Raw genomic sequence first — 22,840 nt, forward strand, 5'->3', positions numbered from 1 at the left:
GGGACGACGACGATGAGTCAGGCGCAGGACCACGAGCACGCAGGGCCTGCCGTGCCGCAGACCCGCACCGCACGCCACCGCCGGATCGTGGACATCCTCAACCGGCAACCGGTGCGCTCGCAGAGCCAGTTGGCGAAGCTGCTCGCCGACGACGGGCTGAACGTCACCCAGGCGACGCTCTCCCGGGACCTCGACGAGCTGAACGCGGTGAAGATCCGCAACAACGACGGCGACCTCATCTACGCGGTGCCGAGCGAGGGCGGGTTCCGCACCCCGCGCGCGCCGCTGGGGGAGTCGGCGAAGGAGGAGCGGATGCGGCGGCTCTCCTCGGAGCTGCTGATCTCCGCGGAGGCCTCGGCCAATCTCGTGGTCCTGCGCACCCCGCCGGGGGCCGCGCAGTTCCTCGCCTCGGCGATCGACCAGGCGGAACTGCACGACATCCTCGGGACGATCGCGGGCGACGACACCCTGATGCTGATCAGCCGGAGCCCGACGGGCGGCCAGGCACTCGCCGACCACCTGCTGCGCCTGGCCCAGAACGCCCACTGAGAGGCCTGACACCGAGCCGAGCGCCGCGAGACGGGCGGGACGGAGGGCCGGGCCCGCAGTCCGGTGCGTCCGGTGAGGCCTGCCGCCCAGGGGCAGGGATGCCGGGGCGGCGCCGGAGGCCCGTACGGCGGGAGCCGACCGGGGCCCTCCACGACGTGGGGTGCCCCGGAGCGGGGCGCCTCGTACCGTCCGACGGGGACGGGGACGGGGACGGGGAGCGGGGTCGGCGTGGCCGGCCGTGCGGTCGCCCGCGCACGTGGCGGAAACCACGACCGTGGCGGCACACCGGTCACCGGGCCCCTGGTGACACCGGTCCGGATGCCGTGAGAACGGGCGCCGGGCACGGTGACCTGGGAACGTCACGGTGACCAGGGGCGAGCGCCGGGCACTGGACCGAGGAACGTCACGGTGGTCACGGGCGAGCGCCGGGCACGATGACCAGAGAACGTCACGGTGACCAGGGGGCCGTTCCGGGTACGGCGGGGAGGTGCGGTGGCCGGCTGTGCGGCGGTCACCCCAGGCGCTGGGCGAGTCCTCCCGTGCATCTGACCTCGTCGCCCGCCGTGATGAGCAGGGCCTCCACGTCCGGGAGCGATTCCAGCCAGGCGAGCCCCTCCCGCGAGCCCATCGCGAAGGCCGCCGTCGCCCAGGCGTCCACCCAGGTCAGCCGGGGGCCCACCACGGTCACGGCCAGCAGGTCGGTGACCGCGGGTCCGCCGGTGCGGGGGTCGACGATGTGGGCGCCGCGCTCGGCGGTGCCGGAGGTCGCGACGGCCAGTTCGTCGACACCGGCGGCCGAGACCACCGCGGCGAGCGAGCCCGGTCGGAGCGGGTCCGACACGCCCACCCGCCAGGGGCGGTGCGGGCCGGGCACGCCCCACAGCTGGACGTCGCCGCCGCCGTTGACGCTCACCCCGCTCGCCCCGGCCGCCGCGAGGTGCCGGGCCGCGCGCTCGGCCGCCCAGCCCTTGACGATCCCGGTGGGGTCGAGTTCGCCCCCGTACCGGAGGCTGAACCAGCCGTCGCTGACCCGTTCCGCCTCCGCGCCCAGCTCCAGCACCTCGGCGACCTCCGGGTCGCACTCCTCGACCGTGAGCTCTCCGCGTACCAGCCGGGAGATCTGGCTGTCCTCGCGGTAGGTGCTGAACACCGCGTCCACCTGATGGAGTTGGGCGACCGCCTCCTCCAGAGCCGTCCGTACGGCGGCCGGTTCGCCGCCGCGCACGTCGAAGGAGAAGACCGTGCCCATCACCTCCTCGGCGTGGCGCAGCTCCTGCGGTGCCTCCTCGGTGGGCTCAGCCACCGGCCTTGTCCAGTGCCGACTGCAGGGACTTCTTGTACCCGCCGGAGGTGTAGGTGGCTCCGGAGACGGCGTCGATGTCGGCGCTGCCCGCCGCCACGGCCTCCTGGTTGAGCTTCGGTACGGCGTCGCCGCTGATCTGCGTGCTCTGTCCGCCGCTCGGGGCCTGGACGGCCTCGGCCTTGGTGATCCTGGTTCCGCTGAGGGTGACACGGACCTGGACGGGGCCGTACTGCGTCTGGGCGAGCTTCCCGGTGATGACGCGGGTCTGCGCCGCCGGGGCCTTCGGCGAGGCGGCCGATCCCGAGGAGTCCGAGCCGCCGGCGGCCTTCGCCTTGTCCAGGGCCGACTGCAGGGACTTCTTGTAGCCGCCGCTGGTGTAGGTCGCTCCGGAGACGGCGTCGATGTCGGCGCTCTGCGCGGTGACGGCCTCCTCGTTGAGTTTGGGCACCGCGAGAGCGGTCTTCTGATCACTGGTCCCGCCCGCGGGAGCCTGGACCGCGTCCGCCTTGGTGATCTTGCCGCCGCTCATGGTCAGCCGTACCTGGACCGGACCGTACTCGGTCTTCGCCACGTCACCGGTGACGGTGGTGGTGCCCGGCTTCTGGGCGCTGCCGCCCTGCGGCGACTCCTGCCCGGCCGCGGTCTGCTGGGGCACGGCTCCGCCCTGGGCGGACGCGGCGGCCGGATCCGACGACGGCTTGAGCGCCAGCAACAGCACGATGCCGGACACAGTGGCGGCCGTAGCGAGCATGAACCGCCGGATGGGGTGATTCTTCTTCATCGTTCCTGACTCCCGTCGCTCACATCTCGAACGACTCGTGATGGATGCGGCGGGCGGGGACCCCCGCGCCGCGCAGTGCGTCGTACACCTCTTGCGCGAAGCCGGGCGGCCCGCACATGAAGACGTCGTGGTGGTCGATGTCCGGCAGTTTGCGGCGCAGGGAGTCCGCCGAGATGTCCGGACGTTCGCCGTCGGGGCTGTTCACCGCGTACATCAGGCGCGCCCCGCGTTCCTTGGAGATCGCGGCGAGTTCGTCCCACAGGGCCAGGTCCTGGGTGGTGTTGGCACGGTAGAGCAGTGTCAGGTCACCGGACGCGCCGGGGAGGGTCTCGAACAGCGCCCGCATCGGGGTGATGCCGACGCCGCCCGCCACCAGGAGCACCTTGCCGCGGCTGCGCTTGCCCGCGGTCAGCGCGCCGTACGGGCCCTCGGCCCAGACCCGGGTGCCCGGCTCCAGATCACGCAGCGCGGAGCTGTGGTCGCCGATGGCCTTCACCGTGATGCGCAGCATGTTGGGGCGCGGGGCCGCGGAGAGCGAGTACGGGTGGGAACTGAACCGCATCCCGGGGGCCAGGAAGCGCCAGCGGAAGAACTGTCCGGCCTCGGCGCCCATGCGGTGCAGCTTGCGCCCGCTGATCAGCACCGACACGATGCCGGGCGTCTCCTCGATGACCGCCTCGACCCGCATCCGGTGCTTCACGTTCAGCCGGACCGGGGAAAGGATGCGGTACCAGAGGACCAGGGCCGTCACCGACCCGTACAGGCCGTACCAGACGGTCTTCGCGACGGGCTCCACCGCGAAGTCGTTGCCGGTGGACAGCTGGTGCCAGAACGTCAGGAACACCGCCGCGTAGGTCAGCAGGTGGACGTGGTACCAGGTGTCGTACGGGATCAGCCGGCGGAGCCAGCCGACGGAGATGAACCCGATCAGTACGAGCAGACCCGTGCCGATCGCGGCCTTGCCCATGTCGGGCAGCTGGTTGACCGAGTCGACGGTCTGCTGCACGATCCCGCCGAGTCCCTTGCCGGACTGGAGGGCGTAGCCCCACATGGTCAGGAAGAGGTGGGCGAGGACCAGACAGATGGTGTAGCGGCCGGTCATCGCGTGCCAGCGTGCCACCCGGTCCGATCCCACCCTGCGTTCCAGGGCGGGGACGCGGGCCATCTGCAGCACCACGAGCGCCATCAGGTATCCGGCGAGCAGTCCGGTGATGCGGCCGGCGTTGAGGATTCTGCCGTTGTTGTCCGCGATGGACGGGGTGTTGTTCCACCACAGCCAGATGACGCCCGCGGCTCCCGCCCAGACGGCGATGAGCAACGGGACGGCGGGCGAGCGGCGAGGGCGGATTCGGCGCATGGTCTGGCGCCGCGCGGCGCGACCACCGGCGATCGTGGACACGGTTCCTCCGTGTTCGTCCTGGGACGGGTAGAGGGGGAAGGGTCCCCTGGCCCAGAGATACGGTCCGCGAGGCCGGTGCGTTCAGAAGTTCGGGAGCCAACTGCGGACTCGATGAACAGTTCGGATCGCAGGTCGGCGCGCGGGTCCGGAGGCCCGCGTGGACCCGGGTGCTCCACGGGGCGGGAACCGGGTGGCCCCGCTCCCGTCGACGTGCGGGCGACACCCGTCCCGCGCCCGTGCGTCGAGACTCACGGTCGACGCCGGCCCCGTGTCCACGCACCGGGCGCTCGCGGTCGATTGCGCGTCGGTGTGTCCGACACGGCTCTCCCGTGCGGTGCCTGAGCGGTGGTCAGGCGGGTGCCACCCCCGGCGTCGGCAGTGCGCCCGGGAGGCTCACGCGGAGCGGCGACCCGCCGGGGCCCAGGGTGGACACGAGCACCGAGGCGGATGCGGCTGCTCCCCGGCGCGGCGCGGGCTCAGACGGTGCTGGGGGGCAGGGGGAGCGGCAGCCCGGGGAGTCCGTCCAGGCTCGTCGCGATGTGTTCCTTCTTGGTGAAGTAGGCGCTCAGCGAGGCGTCGTCCTCGCGCGCGAAGCGCCTGCCGTGCAGATCGCGGTCCTCGTCGTACGACATGTACGGCACCGCGTATCCGCAGCTGTCGCGGATCAGCTCGGCGGTCACGACGATGATCGCGCGCAGGCCGTGGGAGGCCGGATCGATCGTGGCGAAGTGGCCGAGGAGCTCCTCGAAGCGTGGATCGTCGCGGAACACCGGCTCGCCGCGGCCGTGCACCCGGACGATGTTCGGCGGGCCCTGGAAGGCGCACCACATCAAGGTGATCCGGCCGTTCTCGCGCAGATGCGCGATGGTCTCGGCGGTGCTCCCGGCGAAGTCCAGGTAGGCCACGGTCCGCTCGTCGAGCACGGCGAAGGAACCGGTGAGCCCTTTGGGGGACAGATTGACCGTGCCCTGCTCGGACAGCGGCGCGGTCGCGGTGAAGAAGAGGGGCTGCGCCTCGATGAAGGTGCGGAGGCGGCCGTCCATGCGTTCATAAGTCTTTCCCATGTCTAACGATTATCGGGGAAAGTCTTTCGGCTGTCTAAGGGATTGCCGGATCCGGGCAGGTCGCCCGCTGGACGCGGCGGAACGGCGTCGCCGCCCCGGCCGCCTCGGTCGCCCCGGTCGGCACGTGCCGACCGGGGCGGCGGTGTCACGTCACTTGGTCAGCGTGCAGGCGGCGAGGGAGTCCAGGCCGGTCGGCTTGGCGGCGGTGCGGCCGATGGAGATCGCGATGCGGTCGATCGTGGAGGCCCGCTTGTCCTTCAGCGGGCCGAGGATCGCGTTCTGGACGAAGTTGGGGCCGCCCTGTCCGACGGTGTCGGCCAGGCGCTTGTTCGCCTCGGCGATCTGGGTGTTCAGCAGGGTGAGGTTGCGGTCGACCTCGGCCTTCGCGGTGGCGGGCACGGCGGGCAGTCGCGACGCCACGTCCGGGCAGGTGATGGTGCCCGCCGCGGTGGCGGCGCCCGTGTCGCCGGCGCCGGTGTCGCCGGCGGCCGGTGCGGTGGCCGGCGCGCTGGGCACGGCGTCGCCGGCGGCCACGCCTCCGGCCGCGTTGAGCGTGCAGGGCGCCAGCGAGTCCAGGCCGGTCGGCTTGGCGGCGGTGCGGCCGATGGCCGTCGCGATGCGGTTGACGGTGGCGACGCGCTTGTCCTTGAGGGGGCCGAGGATCGCGTTCTGGACGAAGTTGGGGCCGCCCTGTCCGACGGTGTCGGCCAGGCGCTTGTTCGCCTCGGTGATCTGGGTGTTCAGCAGGGTGAGGTTGCGGTCCACCTCGGCCTTCGCGGAGGCCGGGACCGCGGGCAGGCTCGGCGCGACGGCCGGGCAGTTCACCGTGCCCGCGGCGGCGGCCTTCGTCGTGGCGTTCCGGGCGCCGTTCCCGGGTGTCTCGCCCGCCAGGGCGCTGCCGGCGATCACGGCCGCGGAGAGGGCGACGGCGGAGGCTCCGCCGATCATCACGACGCGCCGCTTGTTGTACTTCGGAAGAGCCCTGGACATGCGGAAGCCTCTTTCGGTCAGGGTGGGGGCCGCCCGGCGGTCGTCCGGGTGGTCCGTTGTCCGTGGTGCTGCCGTGCGCGAACGCGGCGCCTGCGTTCAGCGGGAGGTACGCGGAAACGATTACGAGTGTTCAACCCTCGGTGAAGATTCCTCGGCCGGGCGTGCCGGGGCGGGCCGAGATTGACGAATCATGCGGAACACTGCATACTCATGCATGTCAGCGAATGCACTGTGAGGAGAATCCCGTGACCGAGCGCGTCGTACTCGCCTACTCAGGCGGTCTGGACACCTCCGTCGCCATCGGCTGGATCGCCGAGGAGACGGGCGCCGAGGTCATCGCCGTGGCGGTCGACGTCGGCCAGGGCGGCGAGGACCTGGACGTCATCCGCAAGCGAGCGCTCGACTGCGGCGCCGTCGAGGCCGAGGTCGCGGACGCCCGGGACGAGTTCGCCGACGAGTACTGCCTCCCGGCCATCAAGGCCAACGCCCTCTACATGGACCGCTACCCGCTGGTCTCCGCCCTCTCCCGGCCGACGATCGTCAAGCACCTCGTCGCCGCCGCCCAGAAGCACGGCGCGACCACGGTCGCCCACGGCTGCACCGGCAAGGGCAACGACCAGGTGCGGTTCGAGGCCGGCATCGTCGCCCTCGCCCCGGGCCTCAAGTGCATCGCCCCGGTCCGCGACTACGCGATGACCCGGGACAAGGCGATCGCCTTCTGCGAGGAGAAGCAGCTCCCGATCGCCACCACCAAGAAGTCCCCGTACTCCATCGACCAGAACGTCTTCGGGCGCGCGGTCGAGACGGGCTTCCTGGAGGACATCTGGAACGCCCCGATCGAGGACATCTACGAGTACACCTCGAACCCGGCCGAGCACCGTGAGGCCGACGAGGTGATCATCACCTTCAAGCAGGGTGTCCCGGTCGCCATCGACGGCAGGCCCGTCAGCGTCCTCCAGGCCATCCAGCAGCTCAACGAGCGTGCCGGAGCCCAGGGCATCGGCCGGATCGACATGGTCGAGGACCGGCTCGTGGGCATCAAGTCCCGTGAGGTGTACGAGGCTCCGGGCGCGATCGCGCTGATCACCGCCCACCAGGAGCTGGAGAACGTCACCGTCGAGCGTGAACTCGCCCGCTACAAGCGGCAGGTCGAGCAGCGCTGGGGCGAACTGGTCTACGACGGCCAGTGGTTCTCCCCGCTCAAGCGCGCCCTGGACGGTTTCATCGACGAGGCCAACCAGCACGTCAACGGCGACATCCGGATGACCCTGCACGGCGGCCGCGCGGTCGTCACGGGCCGGCGCTCCGACACCTCGCTCTACGACTTCGACCTGGCCACGTACGACACGGGCGACACCTTCGACCAGGCCGCGGCCAAGGGCTTCATCGACATCTACAGCCTGTCGTCGAAGATCGCCGCCAAGCGGGATCTGGCGTAAGCGGTACGGCACTTGGCGCGGGCCGTGTCGTGTCCGCCGCCCCGGAGCCTTTCGAGCACTGGCCTTGCAGCCGCCTCCTCACGCACGCGTGGGGAGGCGGTGGCACATCCACACCTTTCGAGGAGTAACGCAAGTGAGCAGCAACAGCGGTGACGTCCGGCTCTGGGGCGGACGGTTCGCCGACGGTCCCGCCGAGGCCCTGGCCAAGCTGTCCGCGTCCGTCCACTTCGACTGGCGCCTCGCGCCGTACGACATCGCGGGCTCGCGTGCCCACGCTCGTGTGCTGCACAAGGCGGGCCTGCTCACCGAGGACGAGCTCACGCGCATGATCGGGGGCCTCGACCGGCTGGAGTCGGACGTCGCCGACGGCTCGTTCGTGGGCACGGTCGCCGACGAGGACGTCCACACCGCCCTGGAACGCGGCCTCCTCGAGCGCCTCGGCGCGGACCTCGGCGGCAAGCTGCGCGCCGGCCGCTCCCGCAACGACCAGGTGGCCACGCTCTTCCGGATGTACCTGCGGGACCACGCCCGGATCGTCGGCGGTCTGATCGCCGACCTCCAGGAGGCGCTGATCGGTCTGGCCGAGGCCCACCCGGACGTGGCGATGCCCGGCCGCACCCACCTCCAGCACGCGCAGCCGGTGCTGTTCGCGCACCACGTCCTGGCCCACGTCCAGTCCCTGTCCCGGGACGCGGAGCGGCTGCGCCAGTGGGACGAGCGGACGGCCGTCTCGCCGTACGGTTCCGGCGCCCTGGCCGGTTCCTCCCTCGGCCTGGACCCGGAGGCGGTGGCGAAGGACCTCGGCTTCGAGCACGGCAGCGCGGCCAACTCCATCGACGGCACCGCCTCGCGCGACTTCGCGGCGGAGTTCGCCTTCATCACCGCGATGATCGGTGTGAACCTCTCCCGGATCGCCGAGGAGGTCATCATCTGGAACACGAAGGAGTTCTCCTTCGTCACCCTCCACGACGCGTTCTCCACCGGCTCGTCGATCATGCCGCAGAAGAAGAACCCCGACATCGCCGAGCTCGCGCGCGGCAAGTCGGGCCGTCTGATCGGCAACCTGACCGGACTGATGGCCACGCTGAAGGCGCTGCCCCTCGCGTACAACCGCGATCTCCAGGAGGACAAGGAGCCGGTCTTCGACTCCTGCGACCAGCTCGAGGTCCTGCTCCCCGCCTTCACCGGCATGATGGCCACGCTGACCGTCCACCGCGAGCGCATGGAGGAGCTGGCCCCGGCCGGTTTCTCGCTCGCCACCGACATCGCCGAGTGGCTGGTCAGGCAGGGCGTGCCGTTCCGCGTCGCGCACGAGGTCGCCGGCGAGTGCGTGAAGGTCGCCGAGGCGGACGGCAAGGAGCTGGACGAGCTGACCGACGAGCAGTTCGCGAAGATCTCGGCGCACCTGACGCCCGAGGTCCGGTCCGTCCTGAACGTCGCCGGAGCCCTCGCCTCCCGCGACGGCCGCGGCGGTACGGCGCCCAGCGCCGTCGCCGTCCAGCTCGCCGAGATCAAGACGGACGTCGCCGCCCAGCAGACGTGGGCGCGGGCGAAGCGGAAGTAGTCCGGAGCGGGAGGGGAGCGGTCCCGTGCGGGAGTGACCGGCACGGGGCCGCCCCTTCTCGGGCGGCGGTCCGACGCCCGAAGCTGCGCCGTGCGGAGGTGGTGCCGTACGACGGACGGTGTCGCGGGTTACGTTGGTCGGCAGCCGTAAAGGAGCCGACCGATCGGAGCCGCGATGCCCTTCGCACGCCTCGCCTCAGCCACGACTCCCACCGCCCACCTCGGACTGGGACTCGCCGCCGTCGGCCGCCCCGGCTACATCAACCTCGGCCGCGAGGACGACCTCCCGGCCGACCGCGGTGTCGACGCCCTGCGCGAGCGCACCCATGAACTCCTCGACGCCGCCTACGCCCAAGGGGTGCGCTACGTCGACGTGGCCCGCTCCTACGGCCGCTCCGAGGAGTTCCTTGCCGACTGGCTGAGCGGCCGCCCCGACATCGACGACCTCGTCGTCGGCAGCAAATGGGGCTACACCTACACGGCCGACTGGCGCACCGACGCCGAGGCGCACGAGGTGAAGGACCACTCCCTCGGCGCGTACGAGCGGCAGCGCGCGGAGACCGCCGGGCTGCTCGGCGACCGGCTCGACCTCTACCAGATCCACTCCGTGACCCCGGACAGCCCGGCCCTCACGGACAAGGAACTGCACGCGGCACTCGCCGAAGCGGCGGCCGGGGGCCTGTCGATCGGCTTCTCCACCAGTGGGCCCGCCCAGGCGGAGGCGATCCGTGCGGCGCTCGCCGTGACGGTGGACGGCGCACCCCTCTTCCGTACCGTCCAGTCCACGTACAACGTCCTGGAGACCTCGGCCGCCCCGGCGCTCGCCGAGGCGCGCGAGGCCGGACTCACCGTGATCGTCAAGGAGGGCATGGCCAACGGCCGGCTCGCGGGACCGAACGCGCCCCGGACGCTGCGGGCCGTCGCCGAGGAGACCTCCCTCGGCTGTGACGCGGTGGCCCTCGCGCTGATCCTGCGGCAGCCCTGGGCCGGCGTGGTCCTCTCGGGAGCGGCCACCGTGGGCCAGCTCGCCTCGAACCTGCACGCCGCGGTCGTCGACCTCGACGACGACCAGCTGTCCCGGCTCGCCGCGCTCACGGAGGAGCCGGGGGCGTACTGGGAGCGACGCGGGCAGCTGCCCTGGCACTGAGCACCGCCCGTCGGGCGAGGCGTCCGCGGTCCACCCGGACAGCACCGTCACGCTGAGCACCGCACTCCCCGCCGACCGCCACCGAGCGGGAAACGCGCACCCTGGTGAGACATCCATGTCTCATTTGGAGTATTCTTGTCTCATGGCTGTCGATCGTGACCACGTGCTGCGCAGCGCAGCCGCCCTGCTCACCCGGAAATCCACCGCGACCATGGACGAGGTCGCCAGGGCCGCCGGGATCAGCCGGGCCACGCTGCACCGCCAGTTCGCCGGCCGTGACGCGCTCGTGAGGGCGCTGGAGGCACTCGGTATCGAGGAGTGCGAGGCCGCGCTGGACGCGGCCCGCCTCGAGGACGGCACCGCCCAGGAAGCCGTGCGCCGCCTGGTGCGGGAGCTGGAGAAGGTCGCCGGACTGCTCGCCTTCCTCTATACGGAGAACCAGCTGTTCGAGGGCGACGGGCAGCACGAGGGCTGGGCCCGGCTCGACGCCCGGATGGCGGCCCTGTTCCGGCGCGGCCAGGAGAGCGGCGAGTTCCGCATCGACCTCACCCCCGCCTGGCTCACCGAGGCGCTCTACGGGCTGATGGCCTCGGCGGCCTGGGCCGTGACCGAGGGCCGGGTCGCCGCCAACGACTTCCACCACCTGATCGTCGAGCTGCTGCTCGGCGGCGCGCTACGGAGAGAGGAACCATGACCAGCACCCTGCAGCCGGTACGCGCGGCGGAGGTGGAGAAGAGCCCCGGCCGGTGGCTCGCGCTCTGCGTCCTCGTCCTCGCCGTGCTGCTGGTGGCCGTCGACGCGACCGTCCTCGGCCTCGCGACCCCGTACATCAGCGAGGACCTGCAGCCCTCCGGCACCCAGCTCCTGTGGATCGGTGACGTCTACTCCTTCGTCATCGCCGGTCTGCTCGTCTCCATGGGCAGCCTCGGGGACCGCGTCGGCCGCAAGAAGCTGCTGCTCGTCGGCGCCACGGCGTTCGGCCTCATATCCGTGCTCAACGCCTATGCCACGACACCCGAGATGATGATCCTGGCCCGGGCGCTGCTCGGCGTCGCGGGCGCGACCCTCATGCCCGCCACCCTCGCCCTGATCCGCAACATCTTCCACGACCCGCGCGAGCGCAGCCTCGCCATCGGCGTCTGGGGCGCGACGGCCTCCGCGGGGACGGCGGTCGGTCCCGTCGTCGGCGGCTTCCTGCTCGAACACTTCTGGTGGGGCTCGGTCTTCCTCATCAACCTCCCGGTGATGGTCGTCCTCGTGCTCGTCGGCATCAAGCTGCTGCCCGAGTCGAGGAACCCGGCCCACGGCCCCTGGGACCTGATCAGCGTCACGCTCTCGCTCGTCGGTGTGATCGCCCTGGTGTACGCGGTGAAGGAGGTCGCCGCGCACGGGGCGAGCGGCGAGGCGCTCGCCGCGGGGCTGCTCGGCACCGGCGCCCTCTTCTGGTTCGTACGTCGCCAACTGACGCTTCCCACACCGCTGCTGGACGTGCGCCTGTTCCGCAACCGGGGGTTCTCCGGCGCGGTGCTCGCCGACCTGTTCACCGTGCTCGGCCTGTCCGGACTCGTCTTCTTCCTCTCCCAGTACCTGCAACTCGTACAGGGGCGAGGGCCGTTGGAGGCGGGGCTCGCCGAAATCCCCGCCGCGGCGGGCGCGGTGGCGGCGGGCCTGGTCGCGGGACGGTTCGCGCGGCGGTTCTCCGTGCGTGCGGTCGTCTCCGCCGGACTGGCCGCGGTGGGCCTCGCGCTCGGCACGCTCACGCTCCTCGACCGGTCCACCGGCTATCCGCTGCTCGGTGCCGCGCTGCTGGTCGTCGGCATCGGCGCGGGCTTCTCGTTCACCGTCACCGCCGACGTCATCCTGTCCTCCGTGCCCAAGAACGAGGCGGGCGCCGCGTCGGCGGTCTCCGAGACGGCGTACGAACTCGGCGCGGCCCTCGGGATCGCCCTGCTCGGCTCGATCGTGACCGGCGTGTACGCGGGCTTCACCGGCCCCGCCGGTACACCGGCCGCGGCGCACGACTCGCTCGGCGGAGCGGTGGAGGCCGCCGGAAGCCTGCCCGGGCCCACCGCCGAGGCGATGCTGGACGTGGCCAGGGACTCCTTCGTCGACGGTCTGGCGATCGCCTCCGGCGTCGGCGCCGCGGTCCTGCTCGCCACCGCGGTGGCGGCGTGGTTCCTGCTGCGCGGTCGGCGACTGGAGTCCTGACCGGACAGGAACGGGCCCCGACCGGTCGTGCCGGTCGGGGCCCGTTCCCACAAGACGCCGTCGGGGCCGGGCGAGGAGCCGGGCGCCCGTCGCGGGCGGAGGAGTCAGGCGGCCTTGGCCTTGGTGGCGTACATGTCGACGTACTCCTGGCCGGACAGCCGCATGACCTCGGTCATCACGGAGTCGGTCACGGCGCGCAGCACGTAGCGGTCGCGGTCCATGCCCTCGTACCGCGAGAACTCCATGGCGGGGCCGAAGCGGACCGTGACCTTACCGGGCCGCGGGATCCCGGCGCCGCCGGGCTGGAGCTTGTCGGTGCCGATCATCGCGAACGGGACGACCGGGGCGCCGGTCATCATGGTGAGCCGGGCGATGCCGGTGCGGCCGCGGTACAGACGGCCGTCGGGGGAGCGGGTGCCCTCGGGGTAGATCCCGAAGACCTTGCCCTCCTCCAGGACGCGGCGGCCGGTCATCAGCGCGGCCACGCCGCCGTTGGCGCCGTCCCGGTCCACCGGGATCATGCCGACACCGGTGAAGAACCACGCCATCAGGCGGCCCTTGAGGCCCTTGCCCGTGACGTACGTGTCCTTGCCGATGAAGAGCACCTGCCGGTCGCAGACCAGCGGAAGGATCATCGAGTCGATGAAGGTGAGGTGGTTGCCGGCCAGGATCACCGGGCCGTCGCCCGGGATGTGCTCCACGCCTTCCACCCGTGGGCGGAACATCAGGCGCATGATCGGTCCGAGCACTGCCTTGATGAGCGCGAAGCGGGACAACGGGCCCTCCGGTGTCAAGGGATCGGTATGGAGTATGTGCAGGTGAGGACGATACTCGCGGATCCGGGATGATTGCACATCGGGTTCATCGACTGGATACGCACTGTTGACCCGCGTTTACCTGCGGTGGCGCGCCCGTGAGCGGCCGACATCGGGGCGAAACGATGTGACGGACATCGCGCGCCGCACCGGCGAACGGGTGACCCCGCCACGGTTCTCCGCTCGTTCGCCGTCGGCTCACGCCTACCCCCGGCCACCGGACCCAAGCCGACGGACTGTCAGGTTCCGCTTCCCGTGCGACATCCAGGGTCACCCACGTGTTCCGCCGCAGGCCTCCCTCCCGTCACACGCGGACCTCTACGATCGTCCCGCTTCGACAGAGCAGGGCACCTACGGCGAGGGGAGCGCTCATGGGAGCGCAGGAGTCGAACGGTCAGGAGCGGGGCACGGCGCGGCGGACGCTGCTCGGGGCCGCGGTGCTCGGGGCGGGCGGAGCGGTCCTCGGGTCGCCGGGCGTGGCGCGGGCCGACGAACGCCACGGGGGCGGCGGATACCGGAACCTGCCCAGACCGACCGTCATCGGACACCGCGGTGCCAGCGGCTACCGGCCGGAGCACACCTTCGGCTCGTACCAGCTGGCCCTCGACCTCGGCGCCGACGTCGTCGAGGCGGGCGACCTGGTGCCCACCAGGGACGGTCACCTCGTATGCCGTCACGAGCCGGAGATCGGCGGGACCACGGACGTCTCGGCGCACCCCGGGTTCGCCGACCGCAAGACCACCAAGACGCTCGACGGGGTGGCCACCACGGGCTGGTTCACCGAGGACTTCACGCTCGCCGAGCTGAAGACCCTGCGCGCCGTCGAGCGCATCCCCGCCAACCGTCCGCACAACACGCTCTACAACGGCCGCTGGGAGATCCCCACCTTCGAGGAGGTGCTCCGCTGGCAGGACGAGCAGACCCGCAAGCGCGGCAAGCAGGTCTGGATCTACCCCGAGACCAAGCACCCCACCTACTTCCGGAGCCTCGGCCTCGGCCTGGAGGAGCGGGTCGCCAAGCTGCTGCGCAAGTACGGCAAGGACAGGAAGGACTCGCCGGTCATCCTCCAGTCCTTCGAGCCGAGCAGCGTCGAGCGGCTGAACAAGCTCGTGGGCAACCCGCTCGTCGTCCTGCTGTCCGGCGCGAACACCCGCCCCTGGGACTTCGTCCAGGCGGGCGACCCCCGTACGGTCGCCGACCTGGTCACGCCCGCGGGCCTGGAATGGATCGCCTCCTACGCGCAGGGCATCGGCCCCACGCTCGACCTGGTCATCCCGAAGGACGCGGCCGGCAACCTCACCACGCCGACCACGCTCGTCGCCGACGCGCACCACGCGGGCCTGATCCTGCACCCGTACACCATGCGCAACGAGAACCCCTTCCTTCCCGCGAACTTCCGCAAGGGCACCGCCGTCGACGCCTACGGAGACGCCTTCGGCGCCTTCAAGGTCTACTTCGCGACGGGCATCGACGGTGTCTTCTCCGACAACGCGGACACCGCGGTGCTGGCGCGCGCGGACTTCCTCAAGGGCTGAGTCCGGCACCCCGGGCCGTCCCCGGACGATTCCGGGGACGGGCCGACGTCCCCGGGCGTCAACGGATGACCAGGTCACCCCGGATGGAGTGACATCCGGCCGCCCCGGCAACCTCCCGCCGGGGCGGCCGCGTCGTGCCGCACATGACCCACGAGATGGTTTCCGCCCTGCGGCCGCTGCTCGCCGCCGAGGCGTCGGCCGAGGCGCACGCGTCCGGCGCCGAGCGCGGCGACCTGGAGCAGGCCGTCTGGCTGCGGCTCCTGGAGCGCCTGGAGACGACGGGCCCGCCCGCCGACCCGCAGCGCTGGCTGCGCCGGGCCGTGCGCTCGGAGGCCCGCCGCAGCCGCCGGGCGGCGCGCGCCGAGCAGCCGTACGCCGTGGAGCCCGCGGAGGACGGCGGTTCCGGTCCCGAACAGCGGGCGATGACCGCCGAGCGCCACCGGGAGCTGCACGACGCCGTGCGCCGGCTGCCCGGTCGCTGCCCGAGTCTGATGGCCGCGCTGCTCTCTCCGCGGGACCTCACCTACCGGGAGATCGCAGGCGAGTTGGGTATCTCACAGGGGAGTCTTGGTCCGGAACGTTCCAGATGCCTGGGATGTCTGCGCCGTTTGCTGGCCGCGGAGGTTGCGGCCCGCTGACGACGGGGATAGGAGTGAAGGACGTAGGTGGAACAAGTGAGCGGGAGGCATGCACACATGGGCATGAGCGTGACCATCTCGGCGGCGACCGAGCAGGATGCGGAACAGATCCTGAAGCTGCAGTACCTCTGCTACCAGAGCGAGGCCGAGCTGTACGGCGACTACGGCATCGAGCCGCTCACCCAACCGCTCGACTCGCTGCGGGCGGAACTGGCCGACGGCACCGTACTGGTGGCCCGTCTCGGGGACGAGGTGGTGGCCTCGGTGCGTGGCGCCGTCGACGCCGACGGCACGGCCCGCATCAACAAACTCATCGTGCATCCGCGCATGCAGCGGCACGGCCTCGGCGGGCGCCTGCTGGCCGCGATCGAGGCCCGGCTCGGCGCCGACGGAACGGCCAAGTCCTTCCAGCTCTTCACCGGCCACCGCAGCGAGCGCAATCTGCGCCTGTACCGCAAGCACGGCTACGAGCCCGTCTCCCAGGAGCGGGTCGGCGAGCGCATGACCCTGGTGACCCTGGCCAAGGGCGCGGACACCGGGGCGTACGCCGCCAGCGCCTGAGCCCCGCGGTCCGGCCGGCCTCGGGCGCTACGGCCCGTCCGGGGCGGCGGCCGTACGCGCCTTGCGCAGCCAGCGCATCGCCGACAGCGGCAGCAGGACCGGGATGAAGAGATAGCCCATGCCGTAGTCCGACCACACCGTGGCGTCGGGGAAGGCGGACGGCTCGACCAGCGTCCAGGTCCCGACGACCAGCACGCCCGCGAGCTCGGCGGCGCAGCACACCAGCGCCGCCCTGCGCGCCGTCTCGCCGCCGCGCACGAGCGAGTACGTGATGAACCCGTAGACGAGACCGGCGATGGCGGAGAGCGAGTAGGCGAGCGGCGCCCTGTCGAACTCCGTGGAGATCTGCACGGCCGACCGTGAGACGGCGCCGACCACCATCACGCCGTACAGCCACAGCAGCAGCATGCCGGGCCCGCTGATGAGCCGGGCCCGCTTCCGCTCCGCCGGGAGCGCCGACGGCTCCGCGCCGCGCTCGTCCCGAGGCGCGCTCGTGTTCTCCTCCGTGGCCGTCATCTCAGCCTCCCCAGATGTCGTAGAGCCGTACTTGGAGCACGGCGAGGACGACGCCGCCCGCCGCCACCGTGATCGAACCCCACCGGGTGCGCTCCGCCAGCGACATGAATCCCGCCGCGGGGACGCACGCGAGGGCGCCGAGCAGATACGCCACGAAGATCGTCGTGCCCTGTTCCGGCTTCTCGCCGCGCGCCAGCTGGACCACGCCGATCACCAGCTGGACCAGGGTGAGCAGCGACACCACGGCCATGCCGATGAAGTGCCAGTCCTTGGTGGGCTGATCGCGGTAGGCGGCCCAACCGCACCAGGCGGCGAGCGCGAGCGCGGCGACGGCCGTGGCGACCGTCAGGGCATCAAACATGCCGCGACCCTATTACGGCCCAAAAGGCCCGACGTCCTCGCCCCCGGGGTGTGCGGCGAGGGCGTCGCGGGCCGACGCGTCACGATGCGCGCCAGGCGCTCCGGGCTGACCGCGTCACCGATTCCACCACCGTGGCGTTTGCCACAACCGTCCGGCAGGCGAAGCGGACGGACCCCGCGGACGAGCGCCCCTCCCCCCTTGTCCCGCTGGCCCTCGGCGGGAAGAGGGATCCCCGTCCGTGGCCGGACGCGTCCACCGCTGTCCGCTATTCGGACAGGGATGGCGGGGCCCGGCCCCCGGTCTGGTTTACTTCCTTCCATGACCACGACGAGCAACCGCATCCTTGCGACCGAGGCGACCATGACGCCCGGTGCTCGTTGTCTGTGTCGAATGTGCGCCCGCTAGAGGGCCCTCGCACCACCGCCTGATTCCGCGCCCCGAAGCGGTATCGCCGCGCCCAGTGTCCGTACCGCGTACGTGACCGGGCTGCCCCGCGCACACGTTCTCCTTCCGGTTCCATCGCCATCGCGAGAACCGTGCCGCGTTCCCGACCGAATGCACCCGTGCCCGGCGCACACCCACGCCCCGCACTCGACAGTGACGGAAACCCCAGTGATCACGACAACGGGCCTCACCAAGGTCTACCGCTCGCGCGGCCGTGAAGTGACCGCCCTCGACGGCGTCGATCTGCACGTCCGCGAAGGCGAGGTGTACGGCGTCATCGGCCAGTCCGGCGCCGGCAAGTCCTCGCTCATCCGCTGCGTCAACCTCCTGGAGCGACCCACCTCCGGCACGGTCACCGTCGCCGGCCAGGACCTCACCGCCCTCGCCGGGCGCGGCCCGCGCGCGGGCCGGGAACTGCGGCAGGCGCGCAGCCGGATCGGCATGGTCTTCCAGCACTTCAACCTGCTGTCCTCGCGGACCGTGCAGGAGAACGTCGAGCTGCCGCTCGAGATCCTCGGGGTCTCCGGCCGGGAGCGCGGTCACAAGGCGCGCCAGCTGCTGGACCTCGTCGGCCTCTCCGACAAGGCCAAGGTCTACCCGGCCCAGCTGTCCGGCGGCCAGAAGCAGCGCGTCGGCATCGCCCGGGCGCTCGCCGGCGACCCGAAGGTGCTGCTCTCCGACGAGGCGACGAGCGCGCTCGACCCGGAGACCACCCGCTCCATCCTCCAGCTCCTGCGCGACCTGAACCGGCAACTGGGTCTGACCGTCCTGCTCATCACCCACGAGATGGACGTCGTCAAGACGATCTGCGACTCGGCCGCGCTGATGGAGAACGGCCGCGTCGTCGAGTCCGGCACCGTCAGCGAACTGCTCGCGACCCCGGGCTCCGAGCTGGCCGCCGCGCTCTTCCCGGTCAGCGGCGACGCCTCCGGTGACGACCGCACCGTCGTCGACGTCACCTTCCACGGCGAGGCGGCGACGCAGCCCGTCATCTCGCAGCTCTCGCGCACCTACAACATCGACATCTCGATCCTGGGCGCCGCGATGGACACCGTCGGGGGCAGGCAGGTCGGCCGGATGCGCATCGAACTGCCCGGCCGTTACGAGGAGAACGTCGTACCGATCGGCTTCCTCCGCGAGCAGGGCCTGCAGATCGACATCCAGGGCCAGGAGCCCGTACTGGTGAAGGAAGATGCCAAGTGACCTGGTCCGAGATGCAGCCGCTGCTGTCCGAGGAGTGTTGGAACACGCTCTACATGGTCGGCTGGTCCACCCTCATAGCGATCGTCGGCGGCCTGCCGCTCGGTGTCCTGCTGGTGCTGACGGACCGCGGCGGCCTGCTGCAGAACGTCCTCGCCAACAAGGTCATCGGGCAGGTCGTGAACATCGCCCGCTCGATGCCGTTCATCATCCTGATGGTCGCGCTGATGACCTTCACGCGATGGATCACCGGTACGACGATCGGCCGTGAGGCCGCCATCGTGCCGCTCGCCATCGGCGCGATCCCGTTCTTCGCGCGCCTGGTCGAGACGGCCGTCCGTGAAGTGGACGGCGGGCTCGTCGAGGCCGTACAGGCGATGGGCGGCAACACCTGGACCGTCGTCCGCAAGGTCCTCGTCCCCGAGTCGCTGCCGTCGCTGATCTCCTCGGGCACCACCACGGTCGTGGCCCTCATCGGCTACTCCGCGATGGCCGGCACCGTGGGCGCCGGCGGCCTGGGAGACCTCGCCATCCGCTACGGCTACCAGCGCTTCGAGACCGAGCTGATGTGGATCATCGTCGCCCTGCTCGCCGTGGTCATCTCGGCCATCCAGTTCGCGGGCGACTACGCGGCCCGCACCCTCGACCGCCGCAGCGGCCACTCCGGCCCCGCCCCGAGGCTGCGCCTGCTGAAGGCAGGGCGGTCCGCGGCCGCGGACGTCGGCAAGGCCGCCTGATCGACCCGGGGACCCGCGCGGTCCCCGGTCCACCCACAGATTTCCCCGTTCCCCGTGACGGGTCCGCCCCACCTCTCAGGAAAGGCACTTTTCGTGCGTAACGCCGCCAAGATCACCACCGCTGTCCTCGCCGCCGGAGCCCTCACCCTCGGGCTCTCCGCCTGCGGCTCGGACAAGGAATCCGCCTCGTCGTCCTCCGACTACAGCGGACCCCTGGTCGTAGCCGCCAGCCCGGTTCCGCACGCGGAGATCCTCAACTTCATCAAGACGAACCTGGCGAAGAAGGCGGGACTCGACCTGGAGGTCAAGGAGTTCCAGGACTACATCGTGCCCAACACGGCGACCGAGGACGGCTCGGTCGACGCCAACTACTTCCAGAACCAGCCGTACCTCGACGACTTCAACGAGAAGCGCGGCACCCACATCGTGCCCGTCGTCACGGTGCACCTGGAGCCGCTCGGTCTCTACTCGCACAAGATCAAGAGCGCCGACGCCCTGAAGAGCGGTGCGACCGTCGCCGTCCCGAACGACGCCGTGAACGAGGCGCGTGCCCTGAAGCTGCTCGCGTCCAAGGGGCTCATCACCCTCAAGGACGGCGTCGGCAGCGAGGCGACCCCGCAGGACATCTCCAAGAACCCGAAGAACCTCAAGTTCAAGGAGGTCGAGGCGGCTCAGACCCCGCGCTCCCTGGACGACGTGGACGCCGCGGTGATCAACGGCAACTACGCCATATCCTCCGGCCTCAAGCCCGCCGCGGACGCCCTGGTCCTGGAGTCCGCGACGAGCAACCCGTACGGCAACTTCCTCGCCGTCAAGAAGGGCAACGAGGGCGACCCGCGCGTGAAGAAGCTGGCGAAGCTCCTCACCTCGCCCGAGGTCAAGAAGTTCATCGAGGACAAGTACGCCGGCTCCGTCATCCCGTCGTTCAAGTAGGCCGGTTCCGGGCCGCGAAGAGCCCGGTCCCGAGGGCCGGTCAGGGCCCACGACCCGCTCGTCACCGCACGGGGTCCACTCCATTACCCGGAGTGGACCCCGTTGTGCCGTTCGGTGGTTTCATGCTGCATGCTGGGCAGTTCAACGGACCCGACGGTACATCAGGTCCGAAGTCCCCGACGGTTACGGAGCGTCGCATGACGAGCACCTTCCCCGACATCTCCATCAGCACGGAGCGGTTGGTCCTGCGTGCGCTCGACGAGGACGACGTGCCCGCGCTGACCGAGATGATGAACGACGAGATGGTGGCGGCCTGGACGTCGATACCTCAGCCGTTCACCGAGGACGGTGCCCGCGACTGGATCACCGACTACGCGCCCACGGAACGCAGGGCGGGGCGTGGACTCGACCTCGCCGTCACCGAGTTCCTCACCCAGCGCCTGGTCGGCATCATCCAACTCGGCAGGACGAACTGGCGCGTCCGCTCCACCGAGCTCTCCTACATCATCGCCCCCTGGGCGCGCGGCGAGGGCTACGCGTCCGAGGCCGCGCTCGCCACCGCCCGATGGCTCTTCCGCGAGCAGAAGTTCGAGCGCATCGAGCTGCGCACGGCCGCCGGTAACACCGCCTCGCAGCAGGTCGCCCAGCGGATCGGCTGCATCAGCGAGGGCGTGCTGCGCAACGCCTGCATCGCGCGGACCCGTACCGAGGACGGCGCCTGGGTCGACCTGCGCACCGACTTCATCGTGTGGAGCCTGCTGCCGGAGGACCTCGACGGCATCGGCGAGCACCTCGCCGACACCGGCGGCTTCACGTCGTTCTCCGACTGGAACTGACCGGGTCGGACCGACCCGCGCCGTCGCGCGCGGGACCCTCACCGGCGTACGGGAAGGCCGCGCGACGAGACACGGGCCGTGCCGGAGTGCCCGCGCCGTGGCCCGTCCCCACGGTGCCGACCCGGGAGCGTGCGCCGGGGTGGCGGTCGGGCCCGACGGAGTCGCTCCCGCGCCACGCCGCCCGGCACGGCGGCCCACGGCCCGCACCAGGTACCCTCACGGAGCCCGTCCGGGCTGCACCTGACGACCCGCGAAGACCCTCTGGAGACTGACGACGATGGCCGACCGGGTCACGGTGATCGGCTGGGACGGCTCGCCGCTGACCGTCGCGGGGCGCGCCGCCCTCGATGCCGCCACACTGGTGGCCGGGGCGGCCCACCATCTGGCGCTGCCCGAAGTGCCCGAGAGCGCCGAACGGGTCCGTCTCGGCAGCGTCGGCCTCGCCGCCCGCCGCATCGCGGGCCATCGCGGTACCGCCGTCGTCCTCGCCGACGGGGACCCCGGATTCTTCGGCGTCGTACGGACCCTGCGCTCGCCCGAGTTCGGCCTGGAGGTCGAAGTCGTACCCGCCGTCTCCCCGGTGGCGGCGGCCTTCGCCCGCGCGGGAATGCCCTGGGACGACGCACAAGTGGTTGTCGCACATAGCCGCACCCTGCGACGCGCGGTGAATGTATGCCGGGCCCACACCAAGGTCGCGGTCCTCACCTCGCCCGGAGCCGGGCCCGCCGAACTCGGGCTGCTCCTCGAAGGGGTGCACCGGACCTTCGTCATCTGCGAGGAACTCGGCACCACCCGGGAACAGGTCACGATCCTCACCTCCGACAAGGCGGCCGACCACACCTGGCGCGACCCGAACGTCGTGATCGTCATCGGCGGCTTCGTGGCCGCGGCCGAAGGGGGCGGCTGGATCGCCGGCCGGGAGCCCGGTGCCGGGCCCCGCGGCTGGGCCCTGCCCGCCGGGGCGTACGGCGGCGCCCTCGGCGAGGGCGAGACGGATCTGCTGCGGGCCGCCCAACTCGCCCGCCTGGGACCCCGCGTCGGCGACCTCGTCTGGGACATCGGCTCCGGCAGCGGCGCGTTCGCCACCGAGGCCGCCCGCACCGGCGCCGCCGTCATCGCGGTGGACCGCAGCCCGGGCTCGTGCGCCCGCACCGAACACTCCGCCCGCCGCTTCGGTGTCCAGATGCAGATCGTGCACGGCACCGCCCCGCACGCCCTGGAAGACCTGCCCGAACCGGACGTCGTCCGCGTCGGCGGCGGGGGAGCGGCGGTCGTCTCGGCCGTCGCCGACCGCCGGCCGCAGCGCATCGTCACGCATGCCGCCACCCGCGACGCCGCCGAACTCATCGGCCGCGACCTGACCGAGCACGGCTACGACGTCGAGTGCGCCCTCATCCAGTCCGTCGAACTCGACACGAGGGCCTGGACGGAGAAGGAGCGGAGCGTCGCGTTCCTGCTCAGCGGCCGTTTGCCGGATCGCGCCCCGTGATCCTGCGGTCGTACTGCGCGCGGTAGGCTGGCCGATCGTTGTACCGCGCCCCGGGGGTCGGCCTTTCGTAGGCCAATGTCCGGAAAACCCGCCCGTTTTGAGGCGTGTGTGGTACGGCGGAACCCGGAGGACGCGCAACGTGGCGCAGTCCACAGCGGACGCTCGCGGATCAACCTGTCGCGAGGGCGGAACGACCGGGACAATGCCAGTTAATGGCTTTGTCGTCTTTGTTGGCAGGTCGTTCGTGCCGCTGGGCACGCACGCTCGTTCTTCACTGTGGGGCGGTCGGTGCGCCGTTCCGGGCGAGCTGGACTTGGAAGCACTAACCGATG

At 71.3% G+C, this 22,840-nt stretch carries 22 protein-coding genes; 14 read left to right on the plus strand and 8 right to left on the minus strand.

The window, feature by feature from the left end; translation table 11 throughout:
* The first annotated feature begins 12 nt into the window (after positions 1–12).
* Positions 13–549, plus strand: coding sequence for an arginine repressor (locus ACFYW7_RS20535; protein WP_389504233.1), 537 nt, complete (start codon positions 13–15; stop codon positions 547–549).
* Between the two features lie 511 nt (positions 550–1,060).
* On the opposite strand, the gene ACFYW7_RS20540 is transcribed toward ACFYW7_RS20535, so the two are convergent.
* From ACFYW7_RS20540 to ACFYW7_RS20560, 5 genes are all read right to left on the minus strand, one after another.
* Positions 1,061–1,798, minus strand: a complete 738-nt coding sequence (locus ACFYW7_RS20540; protein WP_389504646.1) for an FAD:protein FMN transferase — start codon at positions 1,796–1,798, stop codon at positions 1,061–1,063.
* 46 nt (positions 1,799–1,844) lie between these two features.
* Positions 1,845–2,633, minus strand: a complete 789-nt coding sequence (locus ACFYW7_RS20545; protein ID WP_389504235.1) for an FMN-binding protein — start codon at positions 2,631–2,633, stop codon at positions 1,845–1,847.
* 19 nt (positions 2,634–2,652) lie between these two features.
* Positions 2,653–3,990: a ferric reductase-like transmembrane domain-containing protein gene (locus ACFYW7_RS20550; RefSeq protein ID WP_389504648.1), complete on the minus strand. Its 1,338-nt coding sequence runs from the start codon at positions 3,988–3,990 to the stop codon at positions 2,653–2,655.
* 518 nt (positions 3,991–4,508) lie between these two features.
* A complete protein-coding gene (locus ACFYW7_RS20555; RefSeq protein ID WP_389504237.1) occupies positions 4,509–5,096 on the minus strand; it encodes a pyridoxamine 5'-phosphate oxidase family protein in 588 nt (195 codons plus the stop codon).
* 150 nt (positions 5,097–5,246) lie between these two features.
* Positions 5,247–6,086 (minus strand): hypothetical protein, encoded by an 840-nt coding sequence (locus tag ACFYW7_RS20560; protein WP_389504239.1) that lies wholly within the window; start codon positions 6,084–6,086, stop codon positions 5,247–5,249.
* A 245-nt stretch (positions 6,087–6,331) separates the two neighbouring features.
* Here ACFYW7_RS20560 and ACFYW7_RS20565 point away from each other — a divergent pair, with 245 nt between their 5' ends.
* The 5 genes from ACFYW7_RS20565 (at position 6,332) to ACFYW7_RS20585 (ending at position 12,443) form a co-directional block, all read left to right on the plus strand.
* Complete coding sequence (locus ACFYW7_RS20565) at positions 6,332–7,525, plus strand: argininosuccinate synthase (protein ID WP_389504241.1); 1,194 nt, start codon at positions 6,332–6,334, stop codon at positions 7,523–7,525.
* A gap of 133 nt (positions 7,526–7,658) precedes the next feature.
* Entirely contained in the window at positions 7,659–9,089 is a 1,431-nt protein-coding gene (argH, locus tag ACFYW7_RS20570) for an argininosuccinate lyase (protein WP_389504243.1), read from the plus strand.
* A gap of 174 nt (positions 9,090–9,263) precedes the next feature.
* Complete coding sequence (locus ACFYW7_RS20575; RefSeq protein WP_389504245.1) at positions 9,264–10,235, plus strand: aldo/keto reductase; 972 nt, start codon at positions 9,264–9,266, stop codon at positions 10,233–10,235.
* Positions 10,236–10,377: 142 nt separating this feature from the next.
* Entirely contained in the window at positions 10,378–10,929 is a 552-nt protein-coding gene (locus ACFYW7_RS20580) for a TetR/AcrR family transcriptional regulator (RefSeq protein WP_389504247.1), read from the plus strand.
* Positions 10,926–12,443 carry an MFS transporter gene (locus ACFYW7_RS20585; protein WP_389504249.1) on the plus strand — a complete coding sequence of 506 codons (1,518 nt, stop codon included), beginning with the start codon at positions 10,926–10,928 and terminating at the stop codon, positions 12,441–12,443. Before ACFYW7_RS20580 ends, ACFYW7_RS20585 begins: the two co-directional genes overlap by 4 nt.
* A 104-nt stretch (positions 12,444–12,547) precedes the next feature.
* On the opposite strand, the gene ACFYW7_RS20590 is transcribed toward ACFYW7_RS20585, so the two are convergent.
* The gene (locus tag ACFYW7_RS20590) at positions 12,548–13,219 is read right to left on the minus strand and encodes a lysophospholipid acyltransferase family protein (RefSeq protein ID WP_389504251.1); all 672 of its coding nucleotides are present in this window, start codon (positions 13,217–13,219) and stop codon (positions 12,548–12,550) included.
* A gap of 410 nt (positions 13,220–13,629) precedes the next feature.
* Here ACFYW7_RS20590 and ACFYW7_RS20595 point away from each other — a divergent pair, with 410 nt between their 5' ends.
* The 3 genes from ACFYW7_RS20595 (at position 13,630) to ACFYW7_RS20605 (ending at position 15,992) form a co-directional block, all read left to right on the plus strand.
* The gene (locus ACFYW7_RS20595) at positions 13,630–14,793 is read left to right on the plus strand and encodes a glycerophosphodiester phosphodiesterase (RefSeq protein WP_389504253.1); all 1,164 of its coding nucleotides are present in this window, start codon (positions 13,630–13,632) and stop codon (positions 14,791–14,793) included.
* Between the two features lie 143 nt (positions 14,794–14,936).
* Complete coding sequence (locus ACFYW7_RS20600) at positions 14,937–15,431, plus strand: sigma-70 family RNA polymerase sigma factor (RefSeq protein ID WP_389504255.1); 495 nt, start codon at positions 14,937–14,939, stop codon at positions 15,429–15,431.
* 57 nt (positions 15,432–15,488) lie between these two features.
* Complete coding sequence (locus ACFYW7_RS20605; RefSeq protein ID WP_389504650.1) at positions 15,489–15,992, plus strand: GNAT family N-acetyltransferase; 504 nt, start codon at positions 15,489–15,491, stop codon at positions 15,990–15,992.
* Positions 15,993–16,019: 27 nt separating this feature from the next.
* On the opposite strand, the gene ACFYW7_RS20610 is transcribed toward ACFYW7_RS20605, so the two are convergent.
* The gene (locus tag ACFYW7_RS20610; RefSeq protein ID WP_389504257.1) at positions 16,020–16,508 is read right to left on the minus strand and encodes a hypothetical protein; all 489 of its coding nucleotides are present in this window, start codon (positions 16,506–16,508) and stop codon (positions 16,020–16,022) included.
* A 1-nt stretch (position 16,509) separates the two neighbouring features.
* Positions 16,510–16,869: a hypothetical protein gene (locus ACFYW7_RS20615; RefSeq protein WP_389504259.1), complete on the minus strand. Its 360-nt coding sequence runs from the start codon at positions 16,867–16,869 to the stop codon at positions 16,510–16,512.
* Positions 16,870–17,481: 612 nt separating this feature from the next.
* On the opposite strand from ACFYW7_RS20615, the gene ACFYW7_RS20620 reads away from it, so the two are divergent.
* From ACFYW7_RS20620 to cbiE, 5 genes are all read left to right on the plus strand, one after another.
* Positions 17,482–18,516, plus strand: a complete 1,035-nt coding sequence (locus ACFYW7_RS20620) for a methionine ABC transporter ATP-binding protein (RefSeq protein ID WP_389504261.1) — start codon at positions 17,482–17,484, stop codon at positions 18,514–18,516.
* Entirely contained in the window at positions 18,513–19,250 is a 738-nt protein-coding gene (locus ACFYW7_RS20625; RefSeq protein ID WP_389504265.1) for a methionine ABC transporter permease, read from the plus strand. The genes ACFYW7_RS20620 and ACFYW7_RS20625 overlap by 4 nt, the downstream gene beginning before the upstream one ends.
* A gap of 93 nt (positions 19,251–19,343) precedes the next feature.
* The gene (locus ACFYW7_RS20630) at positions 19,344–20,183 is read left to right on the plus strand and encodes a MetQ/NlpA family ABC transporter substrate-binding protein (RefSeq protein WP_389504268.1); all 840 of its coding nucleotides are present in this window, start codon (positions 19,344–19,346) and stop codon (positions 20,181–20,183) included.
* Positions 20,184–20,380: 197 nt separating this feature from the next.
* Positions 20,381–21,019, plus strand: coding sequence for a GNAT family N-acetyltransferase (locus ACFYW7_RS20635; RefSeq protein WP_389504271.1), 639 nt, complete (start codon positions 20,381–20,383; stop codon positions 21,017–21,019).
* A 277-nt stretch (positions 21,020–21,296) separates the two neighbouring features.
* A complete protein-coding gene (gene cbiE / locus ACFYW7_RS20640) occupies positions 21,297–22,508 on the plus strand; it encodes a precorrin-6y C5,15-methyltransferase (decarboxylating) subunit CbiE (protein ID WP_389504273.1) in 1,212 nt (403 codons plus the stop codon).
* Positions 22,509–22,840: the final 332 nt, after the last annotated feature.

It is taken from the genome of Streptomyces sp. NPDC002580, assembly GCF_042889485.1.
Lineage (GTDB): Bacteria > Actinomycetota > Actinomycetes > Streptomycetales > Streptomycetaceae > Streptomyces.